General features: G+C 68.9%; 23 protein-coding genes and 1 pseudogene. 8 read left to right on the top strand and 16 right to left on the bottom strand.

What is annotated here, in order from left to right:
• Positions 1-3 precede the first annotated feature (3 nt).
• Complete coding sequence (locus AB5S17_RS13040; protein WP_369239990.1) at positions 4-594, top strand: hypothetical protein; 591 nt, start codon at positions 4-6, stop codon at positions 592-594.
• Positions 595-663: 69 nt separating this feature from the next.
• On the opposite strand, the gene AB5S17_RS13035 is transcribed toward AB5S17_RS13040, so the two are convergent.
• On the bottom strand, positions 664-1587 hold the full coding sequence (locus AB5S17_RS13035) for a LysR family transcriptional regulator (RefSeq protein WP_369239988.1): 924 nt from the start codon (positions 1585-1587) through the stop codon (positions 664-666).
• Positions 1588-1736: 149 nt separating this feature from the next.
• Here AB5S17_RS13035 and AB5S17_RS13030 point away from each other — a divergent pair.
• Both AB5S17_RS13030 and AB5S17_RS13025 read left to right on the top strand, forming a co-directional pair.
• A pseudogene (locus tag AB5S17_RS13030) lies at positions 1737-2615 on the top strand (alpha/beta fold hydrolase); the annotation flags it as partial.
• A 438-nt stretch (positions 2616-3053) separates the two neighbouring features.
• Positions 3054-3665, top strand: coding sequence for a hydrolase (locus AB5S17_RS13025; RefSeq protein WP_369239986.1), 612 nt, complete (start codon positions 3054-3056; stop codon positions 3663-3665).
• A gap of 105 nt (positions 3666-3770) precedes the next feature.
• Here AB5S17_RS13025 and ehuA read toward each other — a convergent pair whose 3' ends face one another.
• The 5 genes from ehuA to AB5S17_RS13000 all read right to left on the bottom strand — a co-directional run bounded on the left by ehuA (position 3771) and on the right by AB5S17_RS13000 (position 7759).
• Entirely contained in the window at positions 3771-4550 is a 780-nt protein-coding gene (gene ehuA / locus AB5S17_RS13020; protein ID WP_369239984.1) for an ectoine/hydroxyectoine ABC transporter ATP-binding protein EhuA, read from the bottom strand.
• Positions 4547-5239, bottom strand: coding sequence for an ectoine/hydroxyectoine ABC transporter permease subunit EhuD (gene ehuD / locus AB5S17_RS13015; protein ID WP_369239982.1), 693 nt, complete (start codon positions 5237-5239; stop codon positions 4547-4549). Before ehuD ends, ehuA begins: the two co-directional genes overlap by 4 nt.
• Before the next feature lie 4 nt (positions 5240-5243).
• A complete protein-coding gene (gene ehuC, locus AB5S17_RS13010; RefSeq protein WP_369239980.1) occupies positions 5244-5915 on the bottom strand; it encodes an ectoine/hydroxyectoine ABC transporter permease subunit EhuC in 672 nt (223 codons plus the stop codon).
• Positions 5916-6039: 124 nt separating this feature from the next.
• Positions 6040-6909, bottom strand: coding sequence for an ectoine/hydroxyectoine ABC transporter substrate-binding protein EhuB (ehuB, locus tag AB5S17_RS13005; RefSeq protein ID WP_369239978.1), 870 nt, complete (start codon positions 6907-6909; stop codon positions 6040-6042).
• A gap of 277 nt (positions 6910-7186) precedes the next feature.
• Positions 7187-7759 (bottom strand): class I SAM-dependent methyltransferase, encoded by a 573-nt coding sequence (locus tag AB5S17_RS13000; protein ID WP_369239976.1) that lies wholly within the window; start codon positions 7757-7759, stop codon positions 7187-7189.
• A 421-nt stretch (positions 7760-8180) separates the two neighbouring features.
• Here AB5S17_RS13000 and gloB point away from each other — a divergent pair, with 421 nt between their 5' ends.
• Genes gloB through AB5S17_RS12985 form a run of 3 tightly spaced genes read left to right on the top strand, consistent with a single transcriptional unit; the run spans position 8181 to position 10422 of the window.
• The gene (gloB, locus tag AB5S17_RS12995) at positions 8181-8951 is read left to right on the top strand and encodes a hydroxyacylglutathione hydrolase (protein ID WP_369239974.1); all 771 of its coding nucleotides are present in this window, start codon (positions 8181-8183) and stop codon (positions 8949-8951) included.
• A complete protein-coding gene (locus AB5S17_RS12990; RefSeq protein ID WP_369239972.1) occupies positions 8951-9403 on the top strand; it encodes a cupin domain-containing protein in 453 nt (150 codons plus the stop codon). Before gloB ends, AB5S17_RS12990 begins: the two co-directional genes overlap by 1 nt.
• Before the next feature lie 56 nt (positions 9404-9459).
• Positions 9460-10422 carry a GNAT family N-acetyltransferase gene (locus tag AB5S17_RS12985; RefSeq protein WP_369239970.1) on the top strand — a complete coding sequence of 321 codons (963 nt, stop codon included), beginning with the start codon at positions 9460-9462 and terminating at the stop codon, positions 10420-10422.
• Between the two features lie 12 nt (positions 10423-10434).
• On the opposite strand, the gene csgH is transcribed toward AB5S17_RS12985, so the two are convergent.
• The gene (gene csgH / locus AB5S17_RS12980) at positions 10435-10806 is read right to left on the bottom strand and encodes a curli-like amyloid fiber formation chaperone CsgH (protein ID WP_369239968.1); all 372 of its coding nucleotides are present in this window, start codon (positions 10804-10806) and stop codon (positions 10435-10437) included.
• 22 nt (positions 10807-10828) lie between these two features.
• Positions 10829-11722, bottom strand: a complete 894-nt coding sequence (locus AB5S17_RS12975) for a DMT family transporter (RefSeq protein ID WP_369240295.1) — start codon at positions 11720-11722, stop codon at positions 10829-10831.
• A gap of 213 nt (positions 11723-11935) precedes the next feature.
• Between AB5S17_RS12975 and AB5S17_RS12970 the strand changes: the two genes are divergently transcribed.
• On the top strand, positions 11936-14251 hold the full coding sequence (locus tag AB5S17_RS12970) for an FdhF/YdeP family oxidoreductase (RefSeq protein WP_369239966.1): 2316 nt from the start codon (positions 11936-11938) through the stop codon (positions 14249-14251).
• Between the two features lie 63 nt (positions 14252-14314).
• On the opposite strand, the gene AB5S17_RS12965 is transcribed toward AB5S17_RS12970, so the two are convergent.
• The 4 genes from AB5S17_RS12965 to AB5S17_RS12950 form a co-directional block, all read right to left on the bottom strand.
• Positions 14315-14713: a DUF1761 domain-containing protein gene (locus AB5S17_RS12965; protein WP_369239964.1), complete on the bottom strand. Its 399-nt coding sequence runs from the start codon at positions 14711-14713 to the stop codon at positions 14315-14317.
• A gap of 56 nt (positions 14714-14769) precedes the next feature.
• A complete protein-coding gene (locus tag AB5S17_RS12960) occupies positions 14770-15459 on the bottom strand; it encodes a methyltransferase (RefSeq protein ID WP_369239962.1) in 690 nt (229 codons plus the stop codon).
• A complete protein-coding gene (locus AB5S17_RS12955) occupies positions 15456-16757 on the bottom strand; it encodes an MFS transporter permease (protein ID WP_369239960.1) in 1302 nt (433 codons plus the stop codon). Before AB5S17_RS12955 ends, AB5S17_RS12960 begins: the two co-directional genes overlap by 4 nt.
• A 160-nt stretch (positions 16758-16917) precedes the next feature.
• Positions 16918-17142 carry a DUF3072 domain-containing protein gene (locus AB5S17_RS12950; protein ID WP_369239958.1) on the bottom strand — a complete coding sequence of 75 codons (225 nt, stop codon included), beginning with the start codon at positions 17140-17142 and terminating at the stop codon, positions 16918-16920.
• 168 nt (positions 17143-17310) lie between these two features.
• Between AB5S17_RS12950 and AB5S17_RS12945 the strand changes: the two genes are divergently transcribed.
• A complete protein-coding gene (locus AB5S17_RS12945; protein WP_369239956.1) occupies positions 17311-17670 on the top strand; it encodes a hypothetical protein in 360 nt (119 codons plus the stop codon).
• Positions 17671-17716: 46 nt separating this feature from the next.
• Here the strand turns inward: AB5S17_RS12945 and AB5S17_RS12940 are convergent, their stop codons facing one another.
• The 4 genes from AB5S17_RS12940 to tsaD form a co-directional block, all read right to left on the bottom strand.
• Positions 17717-18151 (bottom strand): EVE domain-containing protein, encoded by a 435-nt coding sequence (locus AB5S17_RS12940; protein WP_369239954.1) that lies wholly within the window; start codon positions 18149-18151, stop codon positions 17717-17719.
• A 32-nt stretch (positions 18152-18183) separates the two neighbouring features.
• Positions 18184-18474, bottom strand: a complete 291-nt coding sequence (locus tag AB5S17_RS12935) for a YciI-like protein (protein ID WP_369239952.1) — start codon at positions 18472-18474, stop codon at positions 18184-18186.
• 117 nt (positions 18475-18591) lie between these two features.
• Positions 18592-19575 (bottom strand): NAD(P)H-dependent glycerol-3-phosphate dehydrogenase, encoded by a 984-nt coding sequence (locus AB5S17_RS12930; RefSeq protein ID WP_369239950.1) that lies wholly within the window; start codon positions 19573-19575, stop codon positions 18592-18594.
• Positions 19572-20726: a tRNA (adenosine(37)-N6)-threonylcarbamoyltransferase complex transferase subunit TsaD gene (tsaD, locus tag AB5S17_RS12925; protein WP_369239948.1), complete on the bottom strand. Its 1155-nt coding sequence runs from the start codon at positions 20724-20726 to the stop codon at positions 19572-19574. Before tsaD ends, AB5S17_RS12930 begins: the two co-directional genes overlap by 4 nt.
• Positions 20727-20974: the final 248 nt, after the last annotated feature.

The raw sequence follows: 20974 nt of genomic DNA, 5'->3' as shown, positions 1-20974 counted from the left end.
CTGGTGCCCGGCTTCGACGACATCGTGCGCTTCTTCTCCGGCGCGTTCCTCCTGATGTCGGGGCGCAGCGAGGGGCTGAAGCGGCTCGACCTGTCCGCCGACGGCTTCTGGCAATCGTTCTCGGCGATCCTCGTCGCGCTGCCGCCGGTGGCGCTGTCCTGGGTGGGGTTCGAGGCGGTCGACCGGGGCGGGCCGCCGGCCGAACAGGGCGTCGTCGCGGTCTATGCGGCGCACGCCTTCGCCGACCTTCTCGCCTGGCTCCTGCCGGTCTTCCTCTTGATCGTCGCGGCGAAGCATGTCGGCTATTCCCGCAAGGTCGTGCCGCTGGTGATCGCCACCAACTGGGGCCAGGCGCTGCTCTCCTGGCTCTTCGCGCCCTACTGGATCCTGCTGATGCTGTTCGGCCCGGGCGACGCCATGGCGCTGGTCGGCCTCGTCGTCACCGTCGCCTCTCTGGCGCTGACCCTGCGGCTGATCTTCTTCTCGACGGCCAAGGACCTGCCCGGCTCGGTCGCGATCACCGCACTGATGGTGATCGCCTCGCTGATGAGCTACGGCGCGGTGATGGACGTGACGGGCGTGCGGCTGATGTGAATACGGCTGCGGGCTGTCGCCGGCCCGGACCGATTCGGAGACATGGAGACGGTCGGCCGCCGCGCTGGACTATGTGGCCGCTCCGGCGGCGCCGGCCTGATCCTCCCAATAGGGGGGCGTTCCGAACGCCCGCCGGAGCCAGTCGGTCAGGGCCAGGATCTTGGCGGAGGGGCTGCGATTGGCGGGATAGCCGAGGTGCAGGGTCGCGCCCTCGGCTTCCATCCCGATGTCGACCCGGCGGAGCGACCCCTCCGCAAGATGCCGGTATACGAAGAATGTCGGCAGGAGCGCGATGCCGAGGCCGGCGACCGCCGCATCCCGCATCAGGATCCCGTTGTTGACCCGTAGGCAGGCCTGGGGGCGGGCCACGGCATCCTTACCGGCGCCGCGAAAGCGCCAGTCCGTCTCGCGGTTGCTGTAGAGGATCGCGCAGGCGGTTTCGAGCTCGGCGATGTCGCGCGGCGTTCCCGCTCTGGCCAGATGGTCCGGCGCGGCGACGAGCACCCGGCGGCTCGACGCCAGATGCTTGACGACGAGCCGGGTGTCGTGGACGGGGCCGTGGCGGATCACGGCGTCGTAGCCATCCGCCGAGGCGTCGACGAAGCGGTCGTCGAGATCGAGATCGATGGGGATTCTCGGATGCGCGGCGAGAAAGCCGTAAAGGGCCGGGCCCAAATGCAGGGTGCCGAAGCTGATCGGCCCCGCCAGACGCAGGGGCCCGGACAGCGTGCCGCGCCGCTCGCTCACCTCCGCGGTCGCCTCCGCCACTTCGCGCAGAATCGTGCGCGCCCTGACGAGGAACGCCTCCCCGTCCGGCGTCAGCGAAAGTTTCCGCGTCGAACGCTGGACCAGCCGAGCGGCGAGCGCGCGCTCCAACTCCGAAAGACGCTCGCTCACCACCGACTTGGCAAGGCCCAGACGTCGCGCAGCGGCGCTCACCGATCCGGCCTCGGCCACCGCCACGAATGTCGTCAGCCCATCGAACTTCATCATTGTTCGGTGAATCCGTAAGCCGGTTTCGGAAGTCGGCCGCTAGTGAGCAAGTCTACCTGGGATCACTATCCTGTCCAGAGCCGCCGGCTCTTGGAGTTCCGTTGCGACACGGGAAAGGCGCCATGCTTCTGAGAGCAGCTATCCTCGTAATGACGGCGCTCCTGGCGACGCCCGCCGCGGCGCAGGCGGTTCCGTTCCCGGCCAGCTTCCACAACAGAGAGATCGAGACCAACGGAACGACCCTCCACGTGCGCGTCGGCGGCTCGGGTCCTGCGGTCGTGCTGATCCACGGCTACGGCGAGACCGGCGACATGTGGGCGCCGCTGGCAATCGACCTGATGCGCGACCATACGGTGGTCGTGCCCGACCTGCGCGGCATGGGGCTTTCGGCGGTTGCCACGGACGGATTCACCAAGAAGAAGCAAGCCGACGACATCGCCGGGGTGATGGATACGCTGCAGATCGAGCGCGCCGACATCGTCGGCCACGATATCGGCAACATGGTCGCATTCGCTTTCGCCGAGGCGCATGGCGCCCGAACGTCGCGCCTCGTCATGATGGATGCGCCGGTCCCGGGCGTCGGACCATGGGACGAGATCCTGAAGAATCCGCTTCTGTGGCACTTCCGGTTCGGCGGGCCGGACATGGAGCGGCTCGTCGCCGGGCGCGAGCGGATCTATCTGGATCGGTTCTGGAACGACTTCTCGGCCGATCCGGCGCACTTCCCCGAGGCGACGCGGCAGCATTACGCCGCGCTCTATTCTCGTCCCGGTCGGATGCATGCAGGCTTCCGGCAGTTCGCCGCCTTCGACCAGGACGCCATCGACAACCGCGCCTTCCTGGCGAAGGGCCGCCTGACGATGCCGGTGCTGGCCATCGGCGGCGATCACTCGTTCGGCGCGACCATGGCCTATGTCATGCGATTTGCGGCCGACGACGTGCAGCAGGCCGTCATCGCCGATTCGGGCCACTGGCTGATGGAGGAGCAGCCGCGCGCGACCGTCGCGGTCATCCGCGCCTTCCTCGATATCGGCAAGCCGCTCGCCCCGCAAAGGCTGGCGTCCGGCGAAGTCGACGCCCTGCCGCGAACCGGCGCTGTCGCCGGCACGTCGGGCCTTGCCGGCATCGAAACGACGGTGCTCTCCGGCAACCCCGCCATGTCCGGCCCATACAGCCTGGAGATCCGCGTGCCGGCGCACACAAAAATAGCCGCGCACCGCCATCGCGACAATCGGACTGCCCTCGTGGTGTCGGGCGAATGGCATTTCGGCTATGGCGAGAAGGCGAGCGAGGCCGCGACGAAGACGCTCGGCCCCGGCGGCTTCTACACGGAACCTGCGGGAAAGCCGCATTTCGCCTTCACCGGCGACGCGCCGGCGGTCGTCTACATCACGGGCCAGGGCCCGAGCGACACGACATATTCGGATCCCGCGACCGCCCCCTCCCACTGACCGGAGCGACAAACCATGGCGTCCTTTCCAACCGTTCGGAACGCGGTCGAAGACCACCTCCTCACGCCGCAGAATGCCGCGATGCTGATCATCGACTTCCAGCCGGTGCAGGTGTCGTCGATCCAGTCCCGGCCAAAGCGCGAACTGGTCGCCAACATCACCGCGCTCGCCCGCATCGCCCGGCTCTACGACCTTCCGACGGTGCTCACCACCGTCAACGTCGCCACCGGGCGCAATCAGCCCACCATCCACCAGATCACGGAGGTCCTGACCGGCGTAGAACCGATCGACCGCACCGCGATCAACGCCTGGGAAGACGAGGACTTCGTCGGCGCGGTGAAGGCCACGGGGCGCAGGAAGCTGGTGATGGCGGCACTCTGGACGGAGGTCTGCCTTGTCCACCCCGCGCTCGACACCCTGCAGGCGGGCTTTGAGGTCTATCCCGTCGTGGACTGCGTCGGCGGCACGTCCCTGGAGGCGCATGACCTCGGGGTGCAGCGGGTCGTCCAGGCGGGGGCCAGGCCGGTGAGTTGGGTGCAGCTGATCTGCGAACTGCAGCGCGACTGGAACCGCGAGACGACGGTGCCGGGCTTCGCGGATATCCTCTTTGCCGTGGAAGGCCACTGACCGGATCGCGGAAGGACAGGGCGTCGGCACTGCGTCCGCGCCTGCTCCTTTGCTCCAGGCGCCCTCCGCCGTGGAAGTGGGAAGCGCCGCGGCGGCCCGCCGGCGCTATTCCTCGCTGTCCAGCACCGCCTTCAGGAACTCGCGGGTGCGCTCCTCCTTCGGCTCGCCGAAGATCGCCTCGGGCGGGCCTTCCTCGCAGATCCGGCCGGCGTCGAAGAACAGGACGCGGTCGGAGATCTGGCGGGCGAAGCGCATCTCGTGGGTGACGAGGAGCATGGTCAGGTCGTGCTCCTCGGCGAGGTGCCGGATGACGTTGAGGACATCGCCGACGAGTTCGGGATCGAGCGCCGAGGTCGGCTCGTCGAACAGCATGATCTGCGGGCGCATGGCGAGTGCGCGGGCGATGCCGACGCGCTGCTGCTGGCCGCCGGAGAGCTGCGCCGGATATTTCTCCGCCTGCGTCTCCAGCCCGACCATTTCGAGCAGCTCGTCCGCCCGCTCGTTCGCCTCGGCCTTGGGCAGGCCGAGGACGGTGCGCGGCGCCTCGGTGAGGTTGCGCTTCACCGTCATGTGCGGGAACAGGTTGAAGTTCTGGAAGACCATGCCGAGCTTCTCGCGCATCTTGCGCAGATGCGCCTCGGAGGCGGGCTTCAGTTCGCCGTCCACTTCCTCGTGCCAGAGCGGCTCGCCGTCGACGCGGATCACGCCCTCGTCGATCGGCTCCAGCGTCATCAGGATGCGCAGGACCGTGGACTTGCCGGAGCCGGACGGGCCGATGATCGTCACCTTCTCGCCGGGCTGCACCGAAAAGCTCAGATGATCGAGCACGGTGTGGTCGCCGTAGCGCTTGACGACGTTCTCGAATTCGATGATCGGCGCGGTCATTTCAGCGGCAGCCCCCGTTTGGGAAGGGTGATGTCCAGCGCCCGCACGCCGGCGGAGGCGAGGAGCGTCAGGATGAGATAGAGCCCGCCGACCATCGACAGCGGGATCAGATAGTTGAAGGTGCGGTCGCCGATGATCTTGGCGACATTGAGCATTTCGAGGACGGTGACGACCGAGAGCACCGGCACGTCCTTCATCATCGACACGAGATAGTTGCCGAGGGCCGGCACGACGCGCGGCACGGCCTGCGGCAGGACGATGTGGGTGAAGCCGCGGCGCACCGGCATGTTGAGCGCGCGCACCGCCTCGTGCTGGCCGCCGTCCACCGCCTCGATGCCGGCGCGGTACACCTCCGACATATAGGCGCTGTACTGGACGCCGAGCGCCAGCGCTCCGGTCAGGAAGGCCGGCAGCACGATGCCGAACTCCGGCAGCACGTAATAGAGGAAGAACAGCTGCACGAGAAGCGGCGTGTCGCGCAGGAACTCGGTGACGATGCGCGCCGGCCAGGAGACGAGCCGCGTCGGCGCCGCCTTCAGGACGGCGAGGACGAGGCCGAGGACGAGGGCGATGACGAAGCCGAGCGCCGTCGCCTCGACGGTGATCAGGAGGCCCTGGAGCAGGATCGGCAGGATCGAGACCGCGAAGGCGAGGTCGTTCGAGGTGTCCCAGTGATATCCGAACAGCATCGGCTCAGGCCCTCACGCGGCGCCAGCGCCCGACCGAGCGCTCGAGGAGTTTCATGAAGGCGGTCAGGACCAGCGCCATGGCGAAGTACATCACCAGCACCAGCGAATAGACCGTCACGCTGTCCTGGCTGAAATTGCGGATCTGCTCGGCCTTGTAGGCGAGGTCGGCGAGGCTAATCAGCGAGACCAGCGCGGTGTCCTTGAGGTTCTGCACCGCGAGATTGCCGAAGGTCGGCATCATCTCGGGGATCGCCTGGGGCAGTGCGATCCGGAAGAGCGCCTGGCGATGCGTGAAGTTCAGCGCCGTCGCCGCCTCGTACTGGTCCGGATCGACCGCCTGCAGCGCGCCGCGCACCACCTCCGCGCCATAGGCGCCGATGTTGAGGGCAAGGGCGAGGATGCCGACGGTGATCGGCGAGAAGCGCAGGTCGACTCCGATCGCCTGTCCCGCCAGCGGCAGGGCGAAATACAGCCAGAACAGCTGCACCAGCAGCGAGGTGCCGCGGAAGATCTCGATATAGACGACGGAGATCCACCGGATCGCCCGGCTGCGCGACGTCTTGCCGATGCCGAAGACGAAGGCGAAGAGCGCTCCGAGCAGCGTCGAGACGACCGCGATCTCGGCGGTGACTTCGGCCCCCTGGAGGAGGGGAGGGATGTAGGCGAGCCAGTTCATGGTCTTCTTGTTCGGCAAGCGGGCGCGAGACCGCGGATCGTTGGGTCCGATGCTCCCGGCGACGGAAGACCCCGCCGGCGCGGCCTGCGCCGACGGGGCCGAATTCGAGACGAAGGAGGTGCGCTCAGCTTTCGTCGGCCGAGCACAGTTCCTGCGTCGAACGCTTCATCGACTGCTCGATGTCGGCCTTGGAGAAGCCGTAGGAGGAGAGGATCTTGCGCCACTCGTCCGTCTTCTTGAACTTCGCGAGCTCGGCGTTGAAGGCGTCCCGCAGGTCCTTGTCGTCCTGGTTGAAGGCGAAGGCGCCCCAGGAGCGCACCGGCTTGCCGTCGATCACCGGGTCCTGGAAGTTGTCCGCGCTCTTCACCTTGCCGCTCTTGTCGGCGAGCTGGCCGACCGTGAGGCTCGTCGCCGCATAGGCGTCGGCGCGGCCGGTCGAGACGGTGGAGATCGCGTCGGCATTGGAGGAGATCGTCACGATCCGGTCCTCGGGAACGCCGAGCTTCTGCAGCATGCCGAGCTGATCGGCCCCCGCCATGATCGCGACCTTGGCATCGTCCTTCTTGGCGAAGGCGTCGAAGCTGTGGATGTCCTTCGGGTTGCCGTCCGCGACGAGCAGGCCCTCGCCGTAGGAGGTGTTCGGCTCGGAATAGATCACGCTCTTGCAGCGCTCCGGCAGCACCGCCATCTCGGCCGCCGCGACATCGAAGCGGTCGGCCTTCAGGCCTGGGATCAGCGAGGAGAAGTTGGTCTGCACCCACTTGATGTTGTCGATGCCGAGCGCCTTGGCGATGTGGCGGGCGACGTCGGGCCCCGCGCCCTTCGCCTCGCCGCTCATGTCCATGTAGCCGTAGGGGATTTCGTTGGCGACTGCGATCCGGATCGTGCCGTTGTCGCGGATCGTCCCGAGGTCGGCGGCTGCGGCAAGTCCGCTGACAGCAACGGCCCCGGCAAGGACGGTCGTGAACAGGCTGCGTCGGATGAGATCAGTCATCTTTCCTCCATGGGTTGAGGTCTTTTGAGTGTCGAACAAGAATCACGACGAACGGCGCCGCGACAACTCACAGACAGGAAGCGAAGACACTGGCTCCGGCTCGCTGGAGCCGAGCGTCTCCATTCGCCTCGACTGAGGCTCAAAGGATATAGACTATGAAATGTTTTTCAACCGAGGCCGGGCGAAGCGGCTGCGGGCGGCGCCATTCCGCGTTGGCTTACAGCGGTTTAACGGGAAGGCGCTGGCGCGCGTCGTCGCCTGCCGGCAGCGGCCAGGATCAGCTGCCGCTCTGCCAGACCCTGGCGCCCGCCCCGGCGCCCGCCGGGACCAGCACCGGCTTTGCCAGCCGCCGCCGTTCGCGCGTCGCGGATGCGACCGGGATGCCGCGATAGAGCTGCTTGGTCGCCTCGATGATGACGACGCCGGCGAACAGCGGCCAGAGGTCGCGGCCGACCTTTTCCCAGGCCGGGGCGAGGGACAACAGGGACCGGCGGCGGAAGGGCGGGAAGAGCAGCGCCTCCGACCAGGAGGAGGGCGTGAACATCATGCCGCGCATCAGCCGGGTCAGCTGGCCGCGCGACCAGGGTCGGCCAGAGCCGAAGGGCGTATGCTCGAACCGCGCCCAGACGCCGCGGCGGTGCGGCACGACGACGATCAGCCGGCCGCCGGGAGCCAGCACCCGCCAGCATTCGGCCAGAAGCGCCTCCGGGCTTTCGGCGAATTCCAGCGCGTGCACCATCAGGATGCGGTCGATGGCGGCATCGCCGAGCGGCAGATCCTCGGTGCCGACGAGCGCGGTGCGCGAGGCGCGGCCGGCCGGCCAGCTCTCCGCCCCCTGGGCGGCCGGCATGAAGGACAGCGCCCGCCCGGCATCGGCGGCGAAGCGGTCGATATAGGGGACGGCGTAGCCGAGCCCGAGGAGGTGCTCGTCCGGGATCGGCCGCCAGAGCGGGGTGAGGGCGAGCGAGACCGCCCGCGCCGCCGCATGGCCGAGCGGCGAGGCGTAGAAGCTGCAGAGATCGACGATGTCGGCGTTGGTCGTCAGTGCGAACGGCTCCCTTCGATGCGCCGGCCGCCGGTGCTGTCAGCTGCGCAGGCGGCTAAGCGTCGCCTGCACCATAGAACGACAGGAGGCTGGCCCGAAACTCCCGTCGGCGGATTCGCGCCGGGATCGCGCGCCGCCGCCTTTTGAGACGGCGCGTCAGGCGGCTGACAAGACGCGCCGCCGCCCTAGCTCGCCTCTCGGCGTGTGCCAGCAAAGGAGACGGGTGATGGCGTCACTTCAGATCAGGCAGTTCACCTGCCGGAGCGACAATTTCGGCGTTCTCGTCCACGCGCCGGAGCGTGGCACGACGATCGCGATCGACGCGCCGGAGGAGGGCCCGATCCTCGCCGAGCTGGACGATGCGGGATGGACCCTGACCCACATCCTGACGACGCACCACCACGGCGACCACGTTGCTGCCAACGAGGCGCTGAAGGCGCGCTTTCGCGCCGAGGTCATCGGACCGGAGAAGGAGCGCGCGAAGATCCCCGGGATCGACCGCACGGTCACGGGGGGCGACGTTCTCGACCTCGGCGGCGTGCGCGTCGAGGTGATCGACACGCCGGGCCACACGCTCGGCGAGGTCTCCTACTATCTGCCCGAGGGCCGGGCGCTGTTCGCCGCCGACGCCCTGTTCTCGCTCGGCTGCGGCCGGCTGTTCGAGGGCGATGCGGCGATGCTGTGGGAGTCGCTGAAGCGGCTGCGGGCGCTGCCCGACGACACCATGCTCTATTGCGGCCACGAATATACCGCCACCAACGCCCGTTGCGCGATCGCCATCGATCCGCACAATCTGGCTTTGCAGGAACGGGTGAAGGAGGTCGAGACCCTCCGCGTCGAGCACAAGGCGACGCTGCCGGTGCTGCTCGGACGCGAAAAGAAGACCAATCCCTTCTTGCGGGCCGACGATCCGGAGCTTATGGCCGCGATGGGCATGGCGGGTGCCGATCCGGTGGCGGTCTTCGCCGCGATCAGGAAGAAGAGGGACGCATACTGATGAGTTCGGCTGCGCTGAAACTGGTGAGGAAACTGGGGCTGAAGCCGCATCCGGAGGGCGGCTGGTATCGCGAGACCTTTCGCGACGAGGCCACCGACGCCACCGGACGCGCCCGCTCGACGGCCATCTACTATTTGCTCGAGGCCGGCGAGACCTCCGAGTGGCATCGGGTGACGGACGCCGCGGAGGTCTGGCACTGGTATGCCGGCGCGCCGCTGGTCATCACCGTTTCGCCCAACGGCCACGACGCCGCCTCGCATCGCGTCGGCCCGAACTTCGAGGCGGGGGAAGAGCCGCAATTCGCCGTCCCCGCCGGCTGGTGGCAGACTGCGACCTCGCTCGGCGAGTTCACGCTGGTCGGATGCACCGTGTCCCCGGGCTTCGACTTCGCCAGCTTCGAGCTCGCGCCGCCGAACTGGCGCCCGACCCCGCGCAAGGCCTCCGACGGCTGAGCCGGTCGATGTGAATCTTCTTGACTCGGTCAATCAATTCATTGACTGAGTCAAGGATGGAAGCGCCGGGTTCATCGCCGCTCGATCGCGAGATCGAGACCGTCCGCGGGTTCAACCGCTTCTACACCCGCGTCCTCGGCGCGCTGAACGAGGGGATCCACGCCAGCGCGCTGCCGCTGCCGCAGGCGCGGGTCCTGTACGAGCTGGCGCAGGGGACGGCGACGACGGCAGGCATGCTCGCACGCGAGACCGCGATGGATGCCGGCCATCTCAGCCGCACCGTCGCAGCGCTGGAGGCCGCCGGCCTCGTCTCCCGAACGCCTTCCCGCGAAGACGCGCGCAGCATGTCTCTGGCGCTGACCGAGGAGGGGCGCGCGATGTTCGACCGGCTGCAGGCGGCCGCATCGGACGAGGTGCGGCACCTGCTTCGACCGCTGACGGAGGGCGAGCGGCGCGATCTCGTTGCGGCGATGTCACGGGTTCGCCGGCTGCTCGGCGACGGCGCATCACAGCCGGCCGACGCAATCATCCGTGATCCGCGTCCCGGCGACCTCGGCCGCGTGGTCGCCGGACAAGGACGCCTCTATGCCGAGGAATATGGCTTGGACTGGACCTTCGAGGCGCTGGTGGCGGAGATCGTCGCGGGCTTTGCGAGGAACTTCGACCCGACGGGCGAGCGCTGCTGGATCGCCGAGTTGGACGGCACGGCCGTCGGTTCGATCTTCCTCGTGCGCCAGTCGGCGGAGGTCGCCAAGCTGCGGCTTCTCTATGTCGAGCGCAACGCGCGCGGCCTCGGCCTCGGACAGCGGCTGGTGGAGGCCTGCATCGGCTTTGCCAGGCAGAGCGGCTATCGCACGGTGACGCTCTGGACCAACGACATCCTCGTCTCCGCCCGCAGGATCTATGTCGCCGCCGGCTTCCGGCTGGTCGGCGAGGAACGGCATCACAGCTTCGGCCGCGACCTCGTCGGCCAGAACTGGGAGCTCGATCTGGGGCCGCAGGAGACGGGCGCGCGCTGAACCGGGCGGGCGTCACTTGGCGCGGCAGAGGACCCGTCCGCCGGGGCCGGTGAGGGTCAGCGCGGCCGCCGTGCCGGCCATGCCGCCGGATCCGGCCTCGACCCGTGCCAGCGTCATGAGCTTGCCCGACAGGGCGATGTCGCCCTCGCGGGTGAGCGAGCTGGTGCCGCCGCCGCGGCTCGTCACGTCGAAGCGGTAGTGCACCCGCAGGCCCGCCGGACCCGTCGCCATCGCCTTCAGCCAGAGGACCGCACCGGTGCGGATCGGCGTGACGAAGCAGGCGGGATCGCCCGGCGCGGCGCGGGCTTGCGGCACGGCGGCCAGCCCGGCGGCCACGCTGAAGGCGGCGCCCGAGGCGAGGCGGGACAGCCGGAGCATATTCATCGGCATCATGGCTCCTTTCGGCTCAGCCGGGCTGTCGCTTGGCGTTCGCCGCGAGACCCGCGTCGCGGCGAAGCAGTCGCGAGAACAAGGGCAGCGCCGCGAGGCAGGCGCCAGCGGTGATCAGCAAGGCGGCCGCGACGACGCTCCAGCGCATCTGCGTCTCCCCCGCGCCGACGAGGATCAGCGTCGAGAGCAGCGGCGCCGCGTAGCTCGCCGCGCCGATGACCTGGATGTCGCCATGCTTGACGCCGTAGTCCCAGACGTAGAAGGCGGCGCCGACCGGCATCAGTCCGAGCATCAGGACCGCCAGCCACTCGCCCGCCGTCGCCGGCCAGACCGTCGTCTCGAAGGCGAGATGGGCAAGGAGCGAGAGCACCGCGGTCGCGGCGCAGAAGCCGGTGACGATGTCGCTCGGCACGCCGCTGAAGCGGCGGGAGGCGAGCGAATAGGTTGACCAGGTGAGCGCGCAGAGCGCTGCGAGGCCGTAGCCCACGACATATTGCGGCGAAAGGGCAAGCGTCCGGCCGCCGGTGACGATCAGCGCCGCGCCGGCAAGACCGGCGAGCGCGCCGAGGATGTGGAACCAGCGCAGCCGCTCGCCCGGCAGGAGCGCCGAGCCGAGGACGATGAGGAGCGGCCAGAGATAGGCGATGAGGCTCGCCTCGGCCGGCGGCGCGTGGCGCAGCGCCGCGAAATAGAGGGCGTGATAGCCGAACAGGCCGCCGACGCCGGTGATCCAGACCCCCGGCGGCTGGCGGAACAGGCGGGCGTCCACGTGCCGCAGCCGCAGCGAGACGAGGCCGATGACGGTGCCGACGGCAAAGGTCATCGCCGCCAGCTGGAACGGCGGCACCTTGCCGCTCCATGCGGTGAGGAGCGCGAGCAGCGCCCACATCAGCACCGCGGCAAATCCCATCAAGGTTCCCAAGCCCGCCTCCGTCGCCTCGTGCCGACCGCGTTGGCGCCTCGCGGCGCCCTTGTCAACGGCGGCGGAGGGCCGACCGGCTCTCCCGTCTAACGGTTCCCGATGCAACCGACAGCGCGCAATCGAGTTGCTGGCTGTGGAATGTGCGGGTGCTCCCGCCCCGGACGCGTCCGCACGCGCAGACTTCCCTTCACGGAGGACGAGATGGACCGCAGCGAAATCACCGACGACCCGAAGATCAAGCCCTATCAGGAGCCCACCGGCGGCTGGGGGTCGGTCAAGTCGCTGCTGGCGAAGTCGGCGGATGAAGGACTGATCGCCTCGAGCCTCTGGGCGACGCTGCAGCGGCAGAACAAGCCCGACGGCTTCATGTGCGTCTCTTGCTCCTGGGCGAAGCCGGCCGACCATCATACCTTCGAATACTGCGAGAACGGCGCCAAGGCGACGATCTGGGAGACGACCCCGAAGCGCTGCGACCGCGAGTTCTTCGCCAAGCACACCGTCACCGAGCTTCTCAACTGGACCGACCACGACCTGGAGAAGCAGGGCCGGCTGACGACGCCGGTGAAATACGACCGCTCGCTCGACCAATTCGTGCCGGTGACGTGGGAAGAGGCGTTCCGGGAGATCGGTGCGGAGCTGAACGCGCTCGACCCCAAATCTGTGGTGTTCTACGTCTCCGGCCGTGCCTCGCTCGAGGCCTCGCACATGTGGCAGCTGATGGCCCGCATCTACGGGTCCAACAACCTGCCGGACTCCTCCAACATGTGCCACGAGTCGACCTCCGTCGGCTTGCCGGAATCGATCGGCTCGCCGGTCGGCACGGTGACGCTCGCCGACTTCGACCAGTGCGACATGATGTTCTTCTTCGGCCACAACACCGGCACGAACGCGCCGCGCCTGCTCCACTGGGTGCAGGAGGCGAGGAAGCGCGGCGCGCCGGTGATCACCTTCAATCCCGTGCTCGAGCGCGGGCTGATGCGGTTCAAGAACCCGCAGTCGCCGACCGAGATGCTGTCGCCCGACGAGGGCACCAAGATGTCGAGCGACTACTACCAGCTGCGCGGCGGCGGCGACATCGCGGCGATGACCGGCATCGCCAAGGCGGTCTTCGCGCTCGACGACGCGGCGAAGGCGGCGGGCAAGCCGCGCGTCCTCGACGTTGCCTTCATCGAGGAACACTGCCACGGCTTCGACGACTTCGAGCGCTTCGTGCGCGAGGCCGACTGGGACGAGATCGAGCGCTGCTCGGCACTGTCCCGCGCCGACCTCGAACATGTCGGGCGCACCTACGCCCGGGCGACCAAGGTCATCGGCAATTACGGCATGGGCCTGACCCAGCACCGGCACGGCATCGAGAACGTGCAGATGCTGGTGAACCTCCTCCTGATGCGCGGCATGATGGGCAAGCCCGGCGCCGGCATCTCGCCGATCCGCGGCCATTCCAACGTGCAGGGCCAGCGCACCGTCGGCATCACCGAGAAGCTGAAGCTGATCCCGGTCGAGAAGTTCGAGAAGTTCTACGACTTCACCATCCCCAAGGAGGACGGCGTCGATACCGTCGAGGCCTGCGAAGGCGTCTTGGACGGGTCGATCAAGGGCTTCGTCTGCCTCGGCGGCAACTTCGCCCGCGCGATCCCCGACACCTACCGGATGGAGGAAGCCTGGCGGAAGATGCGGCTGAACGTCCAGATCGCCACCAAGCTGAACCGCACGCATCTCCTGACCACGGACGTGACCTACATCCTGCCCTGCATCGGCCGCATCGAGCGCGACAAGCAGACCAGCGGCCCGCAGACGGTCTCGATGGAGGACTCCACCGCCTGCATCCACGCCTCCTTCGGCGAGCGCGAGCCGGCCTCGAGGGAGCTCCTGTCGGAGCCCAAGATCGTCGCCGAGCTCGCCAAGGCGACGGTGCCCGGCAAGTCTTCCGTGCCGTGGGACGAGTGGGTGTCCGACTATGCGAAGGTGCGCGACGCGATCGAGCGGGCCTATCCCGACGACTTCAAGGACTTCAACGCCCGCTTCGCTTCGCCCGGCGGCTTCCACCGCGACATCGGCGCGACCAAGCGGGAGTGGCGGACCGAGACCGGCAAGGCGAACTTCCTCGTGCCGGAGAGCTTCGACGTCGATCCCGACATCGACACGCGGCCGGCGAACGTGCTGAACCTGTTGACGCTGCGCTCCAACGACCAGTTCAACACCACGATCTACGGCTATGACGACCGGCTGCGCGGCGTCCACGGAACGCGGATGGTGATCCTGATGAACGAGGAGGACATGCGCCGCCTCGGGCTGACGGACCAGGACCGCGTCGACGTCGAGACCCATGCCGACGACGGGGTGACGCGCCGGGTGGAGAACTACCGCGTCCATGCCTGGCAGCTGCCGAAGGGCGATTGCGCCGGCTACTATCCCGAGCTGAACGCGCTGATCCCGCTCTGGCACCGCTCTCGCCGCGCGCATGTGCCTGCGGCGAAGTCGGTGCCGGTGCGGCTGATCAAGCGCGCCGCCGCCTGAGCCTGCCTGAGCCGCACGATCGAACGGGCCCGGGGTCGCCTGATGGTGGCCGCGGGCCCGTCGCTATTGAAAGGCGCCGAGCACGGCGCCCTGCGCGAGCAGCACGAACAGCCAGTGGCCGCCGTCGATCAGCGGCAGGTCCCAGCCGAAGCCCTGGAAGCGCGTGCCGACGACGATCGTGGTCGCCACGAAGCCGAGCCAGAGGAAAACCGCCGAGGCGAGGGCGTCGCCCAAGGTGTAGTTCTGGAAATGTCCGAGCAGGATGGCGAAGACCAGCGCCATCAGGAGTTCGCAGACGAAGGATGTGGCGACCGCCGTCGCGGTCGCGCGCGCCGTCCCGGGGGGCAGCCGAGCGGCCTTTCCCCAGATGCGCCCGAACGCCGTGTACCAGATCGTGCCGATGATCATCGACGCGACGGCCGCCAGAAAGACGGCGAAGTAGTCGATCGCCGGCGGTTCCATCGCCCCTGTATCCCCCGCATCCCCTTCCGGAAGATTGTCTTTGGGACGGGACACCGTCAAGCTTCCGGCGAAAGAGAATTCTCCCCATTTGGTCCATGCCAGCGCCAGACCGTGCCGTGCTTCACCTCCGCATCCTCCAGCGCGCGGGTGACGGGCACCCGGTAGTCGGCCAGCTTCTCGAGCCGGTCGACCGGCAGATAGGCCCGGCCCGGATCGCCGACGAGGATCGGCAGGCCTGCGGCGGCGAGGCCGTCGAACCAGGGCGTGATCGCCGCCGCCATCTCCCGGTCGAAGAACACGTCGCCGGCGAGGAGGATGTCTGCGTCGACCATGCCACCGACGATGTCGTCCGTGCGGATCTCGACCGTGACGCCGTTCAGCGCCGCGTTCGCGCGCACTGCGGAAGCGGTGAAGGGGTCGGTGTCGACGGCCGTTACCCGTGTCGCGCCCGCCATCGCCGCAGCGATGGCGACGAGGCCGGAGCCGGTGGCGAAATCGATGACCCGGCGGCCGGCGACCGTCCCGGGACGGTCGAGGACGTAGCGGGCGAGGGCCTGGCCGCCCGCCCAGGCGAAGGCCCAGAAGGGCGGCGGCAGGCCGATCGCGTCCAGCTCGGCTTCCGTCTTCAGCCAGAGGTCATGCGCCTCGTCGGCAAGGTGCAGGCAGATCTCCGGCACGTGCGGCGGCGCGAGCACGGCGGTGTTGTCGCGGATGAACCTGTCCGCCTTCGCCGGATCGAGCCTCATGCCGTCTGGACCTCGTCGAGGCGGAGCGCGACCGGGACCGAGGCGGCGCAGAGCGCGGCGAAGCAGACGAGCACCGCCGGCGCGCCGAAGCGGTCGGCGACGAAGCCGAAGCCGCCCATGACGATCAGGACAATGCCGATCAGCGTGTTCGAGAAGGCGGTGTAGAGCGACCGGTCCGCTGCCGGCGCCATGTCGACGAGATGCGTCTTCCGGGCGAGGCGCACGCCCTGATAGGCGAGGAGCAGGACGAAGAGGGCGACGGGCGCCAGCGCGTGCCACAGCCCGCTCGCCAGGAAGAGGGACGCGGCGGCCGCGGCGGCGAGGACGGCCGCGCCGAGCGCCCCCGACAGGGCCAGCACCTTGCGGCTGGAGCGGTCGGACATCGTCCCCCAGACGGTCGAGCCGAGGATCGCAGCGACGGACGAGGCGATGACGAAAGCGCCGAGGCTGCCGAGCGCCCGTCCGCCCTTCTCGCCGGCGGACAGCAGGATGTAGGGCGGCGCGAGCGCCGTCGCGGTCAGGAGCGCCCGGGCGATCACGAAGCGGCGGAACTGCGGATCGCGCCAGAGGTCGCGGCCGTCGGCAAGGAGCGCCCTCAGCCCGTCGGCGCCCCCGCCTGTCGCGCCGGCCTCCTCGGTGAGCAGCGTGAAGACAAAGGCCGCGAGCGCCCAGAGCCCCGCCGCGACGGCGACGCCCGTCAGCAGGACGCCGCGTTCGAGCGGCAGGAGGCCGAAGGCGAGCGCCGCGCCGTAGGCGAACACGACGGCGGCGCCGAGCGAGCCGGCGATCCCGGTGATCGTGCCGCGCCGGGTCTTCGAGATCGTCTTGCCGAGGACGTCCTTGTGCGACACCGAGGCGAGCGAGCGACCGAGCGCGAAGACGGAGAGGAGCCCGACGGTGAGCCAGCCGGCCAGCCAGCCGCCGAGGAAGGTCAGCGTCAGGGCGATGAGCGCGACGGCGATGGCCTCGACCGCCGAGCCGCAGGCCCACACCCATTTTCGTTTCGGCAGGGATCGCACCCGGTGCGAGGTCAGGATCTGCGGCAGCAGCGCCAGCGACTCGCGCACCGGAACGAGCATGCCGACCGCTGCCGCCGGGCCGCCCACCGCATGGATCAGCCAGGGCAGGATCAGCTTCGGGTCGAGCAGCCCGTCGCCGATCTTGGTCGATGCCATGCTGACGAGGTGAAGCGCGGCGTTGCGCGGCTGGTCGCGGCAGGCGGCCTCCGGAATGTCCTTGCAGACGCGATTCTCCTCGTCGTCGAAGAACAGATCCCTCAAATCCGTGAGCGCGCTCATCCGCAGGATTACCCGTCAGCGTTTCCGTCGCGGATAGATTAGAACGCTTCCAATCTGGATCAACGCAGTTCTCGGGCGGCGGGTGGCGCGGTGCCCCTCACATGGGCGCGACAAAGGGCGACCTGTTGCGTCCCCGGGTAGAGGAGGGGGCGCTGCGCAGTCAGGCGCTCGTCTTCACCCGCTCGCTCTCGCCCCGCAATTCGTCGATCAGCTTCGAGGCGTCGGCCTTGGAGAGATCGGCGTCGAAGGGATGGCCGGTCTCCTCGCAGAGCGTCTTGAGGTAGGACGCCTGCGCGCCGGTCATCGGCTCTCCGCCGGTCGTCCAGTCGTCGGGGTTCTTCTCGGTGTTGGAGCCGGTGTCGGTCTTGGGGTCGAGGTCGGACATGATGATGCTCCCGCAATTGCTTCGTTCACAGAATGTTCCGCTCTGCCGATTGTTCCTCCCGCTGCGCGGACGATGATCGGCCCACGACGCAGGAGCAACTTCCGATTTACATGAGCGAAAGGCAGGAATATATCTTTGGGTGTAACAACCAAAACGGGAGGAATGGAAATGCCGCAATTCTATCAGTTCAGCCCCCAGGCCGTTCAGGCCGCCCTGGATGCCGCCAAACAGGATTTCGCCGAAGGCGACATCCAGACCCTGACCGCGAACGGCACGGTCACCAAGAGCTCGGAGCGCAGCCTGCTCGCCGAGTGCGTCTCGGTCAGCGTGCAAGATCACAAGGTTTGCGTGGATCTTCCGCTCGGCCTCGGCAAGCACTGCATTCCGATCCCGCTGAACATCCCGAACGGGGAGGCGGGCAGCGCGTGCCTGTCGATCTGCACCACGTTCGGCTTCCCGACCGGCGTCAAGGTGTCGGTCATCGTCGCCGGCATCACCGTCGTGTCGGAAACCTTCGGCAAGTGCTGACAAGAACCCGTTGCCGCCGGCGCCGATCCGGCGTCGGCGGCGCCATTCAGCCAGCCGCCGCCTTCGGATCGAGGCCGCCCATCTCGCAGACCCGGGCGAACTCCGCCTCGGCGACCGGCTGGACCGACAGGCGCGAATTGTTGACGAGCACCATGTCCTTCAGCGCCGGCTCGGCCTTGATCTGATCGAGCGTCACCGGCTGCGGCACGTCCATCAGCGCCTTGAGGTCGACGCACTCCCATTTCGGGTCGTCGGCGGTGGAGTCCGGATGGACCGTGGCGATCACCTCGACGATGCCGACGACCGCCTTGCCCTCGTTGGAATGGTAGAAGAAGCCGCGGTCGCCGATCGCCATCTCGCGCATGAAGTTGCGCGCCTGGTAGTTGCGCACCCCATCCCATTCCTGGCCCTTGTCGCCGGCCTTCTTCTGGTGGTCCCAGGACCACTTGAACGGCTCGGATTTGAACAGCCAGTAGCGCATCGCCGATCCCCCTCTCTCTGCCCGGTTCGCGCTCAGGCGGCGTCCGGGTTCTTCACCGTCCAGTTCCAGCGCCGGACGGTGACGTTGGCGAACAGGCCGGCCTTGGCATAGGGGTCCTTCTCGGCGATCGCCGTCGCCGCCTCGGCGCTCGGGGCGTCGACGACGAGCAGGCTGCCGCAGGGCTTGTCCTCGGCGTCGAGGAACGGGCCGGCGAACTTCAGCGTGTCGCCGAGGCCGTTCAGATGCGCCACGTGCTCGGGCCGCGTGTCCATGCGCAGCTGCAGGGAGCCGGGCTTGTCGTTGCACAGAATGGCGAACAGCATGGGAAACCTCGATGTTGCGCCCGGCAGGCGAAACCGCGGGGCGGAGGAAAATGTCGCGCGTCAGCTATCGTGCCGACGGCCGGACTTCAACCGACCTTCTCCTTACCCGACTTCTGTTCAGCCGATCTCCCGCTTCAGCGGCCGGGCGAGCAGCGCGTGGATGGCGTCGTCGACGGTGATCCGGCCGGCGAGAATGGCTGCGACCGCCGCGATGATCGGGACGTCGATGCCGCGATCCTGCGCAAGGCTGGCCGCGATGTCGGCGGTGAAGACGCCTTCGGCGAGCTTCATCCGGCCGAGATCCGCGCCTTCGCCGAGCGCCCGGCCATAGGCGAAGTTGCGCGATTGCGGGCTGGAGCAGGTCAGCACCAGGTCTCCGAGACCTGAGAGGCCCATCAGCGTGTCCGGCCGGCCGCCCAGCGCCTCGCCGAGGCGCCTCAGCTCGACGAAGCCGCGGGTGACGATGGCGGCCTGCGCCGAGGCGCCGAGCCCCTTGCCGGCGACCGCGCCGGCGGCGAGCGCCAGGACGTTCTTCAGCGCCCCGCCGGCCTCGACGCCCCTGACATCGCCGGAGGCGTAGCCGCGGAACGTCTCGGTGGAGAGGATCTGCGCGGCGGCGTCGGCTTCTTCCGTCGTCCCGGCGGCAATGGTGACGGCAGTCGGCAGGCCCTTGGCCACATCGCTGGCAAAGCTCGGGCCGGAGAGGACCGCCAGGCGCCGGCGCTCCGGCGCGGCGGCTGCGAATATGTCCGAGGCGAAGCGGCCGGTGTGGCGCTCGATTCCCTTGGCGCAGAGGACCGTCAGCGCGTCGGGCGAAATCAGCGGCGTCAGCTCCGTCGCCACCCCCGCAAGGCTCTGCGCGGGCACGACGAGGAGCACGACCTTTGCGCCGGCCACAGCCTGCGCCGGATCGCCCGTCGCCCGCAGCGGCGCAGGCAGTGCGATGCCGGGCAGGTAGCGCGGGTTTTCCGACCGCTCCGTGATGGCGTCGACCGTCGCGGGGTTGCGGGCGTAGAGGACGACGTCATGGCCCGCCCGGCAGTAGAGGCTGGCGAGCGCCGTGCCCCAGGCGCCGCCGCCGATGACGGCGAAGCGGCTCATGCCTTGGCTCCGCGGCGGCCGAAGCCGACGAGCGGCTGCGCCGTCTCGTCGAGCGGCCAGCGCGAACGCACGGGCGTGTCGAGCGCATCGGTGCGTCCGGCCTCGAAGCGTTCGAGGCCCGCATAGGCGATCATCGCGGCATTGTCGGTGCACAGCTTGAGCGGCGGGGCGACCAGCCGCACCCCGGCGCCTTCGGCTTCCGCCTCCAGCGCCGCACGGATCGCCTTGTTGGCGGCGACACCGCCGGCGACCGCGAGGACGGGATCCGCCAGGCCGGGGAAGGTCTCGCGGAAGCGGGCGAGCGCCCGCCGGACACGGTCGGCGAGGCTCTCGGCGGCCGCGGCCTGGAAGCTGGCGCAGAGGTCGGCGACGTCCTGGGCCGACAGCGGTGCGGCGGCCTCCGCCGCGAGCCGCAGCGCAGTCTTCAGGCCGGAGAAGGAGAAGTCGAGCCGCGCCTCGCCCTTCAGCGGCCGCGGCAGGGGGAAGCGCTTCGGATCGCCCGCCGCCGCGCGCGTCTCGACGTTCGGGCCGCCGGGATGCGGCAGCTGCAACAGCTTCGCCGTCTTGTCGAAGGCTTCGCCCAGCGCGTCGTCGATCGTCGTGCCCCAGCGCTCGTAGTCGCCGAGGCCGCGCACGAGGACGATCTGGCTGTGGCCGCCGGAGACGAGCAGCAGGAGATAGGGATAGGCGAGGCCGTCGGTGAGGCGCGGCGTCAGCGCATGGCCTTCAAGATGATTGACGCCGAGAAAGGGCAGGCCGCAGGCGGCGGCACACGCCTTGCCGGTCATCGCGCCGACGAGCAGCCCGCCGACGAGACCCGGACCGACGGTCGCGGCAACGGCCGAGAGATCGGCAAAGCCCAGCTTCGCCTCGATCAGCGCGGCACGCACGATGCCGTCCACCGCCTCGACATGCGCCCTGGCGGCGATCTCCGGCACGACGCCGCCGAAGGCCGCATGCTCGGCGATCTGCGACAGGACGACGTTCGACAGGATGACCGGTCTGCCCGAAGCATCTCGGCCGACCACGGCCGCGGCGGTCTCGTCGCAGCTGGTCTCGATGCCGAGGATCAGCGCGCCCGCGGCCGGGGACGTCGCGGTGTCGCGCGAAAGGCTCGAAGGGGTGGCGTGGCCATGGCGGTCATCTGGCATCGAAGGCATGTCGTCCGGCGGCGTTCGTCACCGCCGGAGATAGGCGATCCGGCCTGGCTGCGCCACCGCCGATGCGCCGGAATGGGGTGCAGCCGCTCGTGCCGCCTCGCGCGGCCAGGGGCCGGGATCAGCGCCGGTCGGACGTCGCTCGCCGCCGCGGGAGTCAGCCGGCGGCCGAGAAATTGCCGGTCCTGCAGTTTCGCCGGATCGCCTCGCGTTCTAGGAAGGGGCCAAGGTCGGCCTCTGCA

The organism is Jiella sp. M17.18, from assembly GCF_041027365.1.
In the GTDB taxonomy this organism is placed as follows: Bacteria; Pseudomonadota; Alphaproteobacteria; order Rhizobiales; family Rhizobiaceae; genus VKMB-3413.
This window is presented reverse-complemented; position numbering and strand designations above follow the sequence as displayed.

Coding starts and splice junctions, on each gene's coding strand:
- AB5S17_RS13000 (WP_369239976.1), bottom strand. CDS start 7,759: ATGCCGGCCGCCCAGGGGGCGGAGAGCTGGCCGGCCGGCCGCGCCTCG.
- AB5S17_RS12955 (WP_369239960.1), bottom strand. CDS start 16,757: ATGAGCGCGCTCACGGATTTGAGGGATCTGTTCTTCGACGACGAGGAG.
- AB5S17_RS12930 (WP_369239950.1), bottom strand. CDS start 19,575: ATGAGCCGCTTCGCCGTCATCGGCGGCGGCGCCTGGGGCACGGCGCTC.
- AB5S17_RS12945 (WP_369239956.1), top strand. CDS start 17,311: ATGCCGCAATTCTATCAGTTCAGCCCCCAGGCCGTTCAGGCCGCCCTG.
- ehuC (WP_369239980.1), bottom strand. CDS start 5,915: ATGAACTGGCTCGCCTACATCCCTCCCCTCCTCCAGGGGGCCGAAGTC.
- ehuA (WP_369239984.1), bottom strand. CDS start 4,550: ATGACCGCGCCGATCATCGAATTCGAGAACGTCGTCAAGCGCTACGGC.
- AB5S17_RS13035 (WP_369239988.1), bottom strand. CDS start 1,587: ATGATGAAGTTCGATGGGCTGACGACATTCGTGGCGGTGGCCGAGGCC.
- csgH (WP_369239968.1), bottom strand. CDS start 10,806: ATGAATATGCTCCGGCTGTCCCGCCTCGCCTCGGGCGCCGCCTTCAGC.
- AB5S17_RS12960 (WP_369239962.1), bottom strand. CDS start 15,459: ATGAGGCTCGATCCGGCGAAGGCGGACAGGTTCATCCGCGACAACACC.
- AB5S17_RS12950 (WP_369239958.1), bottom strand. CDS start 17,142: ATGTCCGACCTCGACCCCAAGACCGACACCGGCTCCAACACCGAGAAG.
- gloB (WP_369239974.1), top strand. CDS start 8,181: ATGGCGTCACTTCAGATCAGGCAGTTCACCTGCCGGAGCGACAATTTC.
- AB5S17_RS12975 (WP_369240295.1), bottom strand. CDS start 11,722: ATGGGATTTGCCGCGGTGCTGATGTGGGCGCTGCTCGCGCTCCTCACC.
- AB5S17_RS12965 (WP_369239964.1), bottom strand. CDS start 14,713: ATGGAACCGCCGGCGATCGACTACTTCGCCGTCTTTCTGGCGGCCGTC.
- AB5S17_RS12985 (WP_369239970.1), top strand. CDS start 9,460: ATGGAAGCGCCGGGTTCATCGCCGCTCGATCGCGAGATCGAGACCGTC.
- AB5S17_RS12990 (WP_369239972.1), top strand. CDS start 8,951: ATGAGTTCGGCTGCGCTGAAACTGGTGAGGAAACTGGGGCTGAAGCCG.
- AB5S17_RS12935 (WP_369239952.1), bottom strand. CDS start 18,474: ATGCTGTTCGCCATTCTGTGCAACGACAAGCCCGGCTCCCTGCAGCTG.
- AB5S17_RS12970 (WP_369239966.1), top strand. CDS start 11,936: ATGGACCGCAGCGAAATCACCGACGACCCGAAGATCAAGCCCTATCAG.
- AB5S17_RS13025 (WP_369239986.1), top strand. CDS start 3,054: ATGGCGTCCTTTCCAACCGTTCGGAACGCGGTCGAAGACCACCTCCTC.
- tsaD (WP_369239948.1), bottom strand. CDS start 20,726: ATGCCAGATGACCGCCATGGCCACGCCACCCCTTCGAGCCTTTCGCGC.
- ehuB (WP_369239978.1), bottom strand. CDS start 6,909: ATGACTGATCTCATCCGACGCAGCCTGTTCACGACCGTCCTTGCCGGG.
- AB5S17_RS12940 (WP_369239954.1), bottom strand. CDS start 18,151: ATGCGCTACTGGCTGTTCAAATCCGAGCCGTTCAAGTGGTCCTGGGAC.
- ehuD (WP_369239982.1), bottom strand. CDS start 5,239: ATGCTGTTCGGATATCACTGGGACACCTCGAACGACCTCGCCTTCGCG.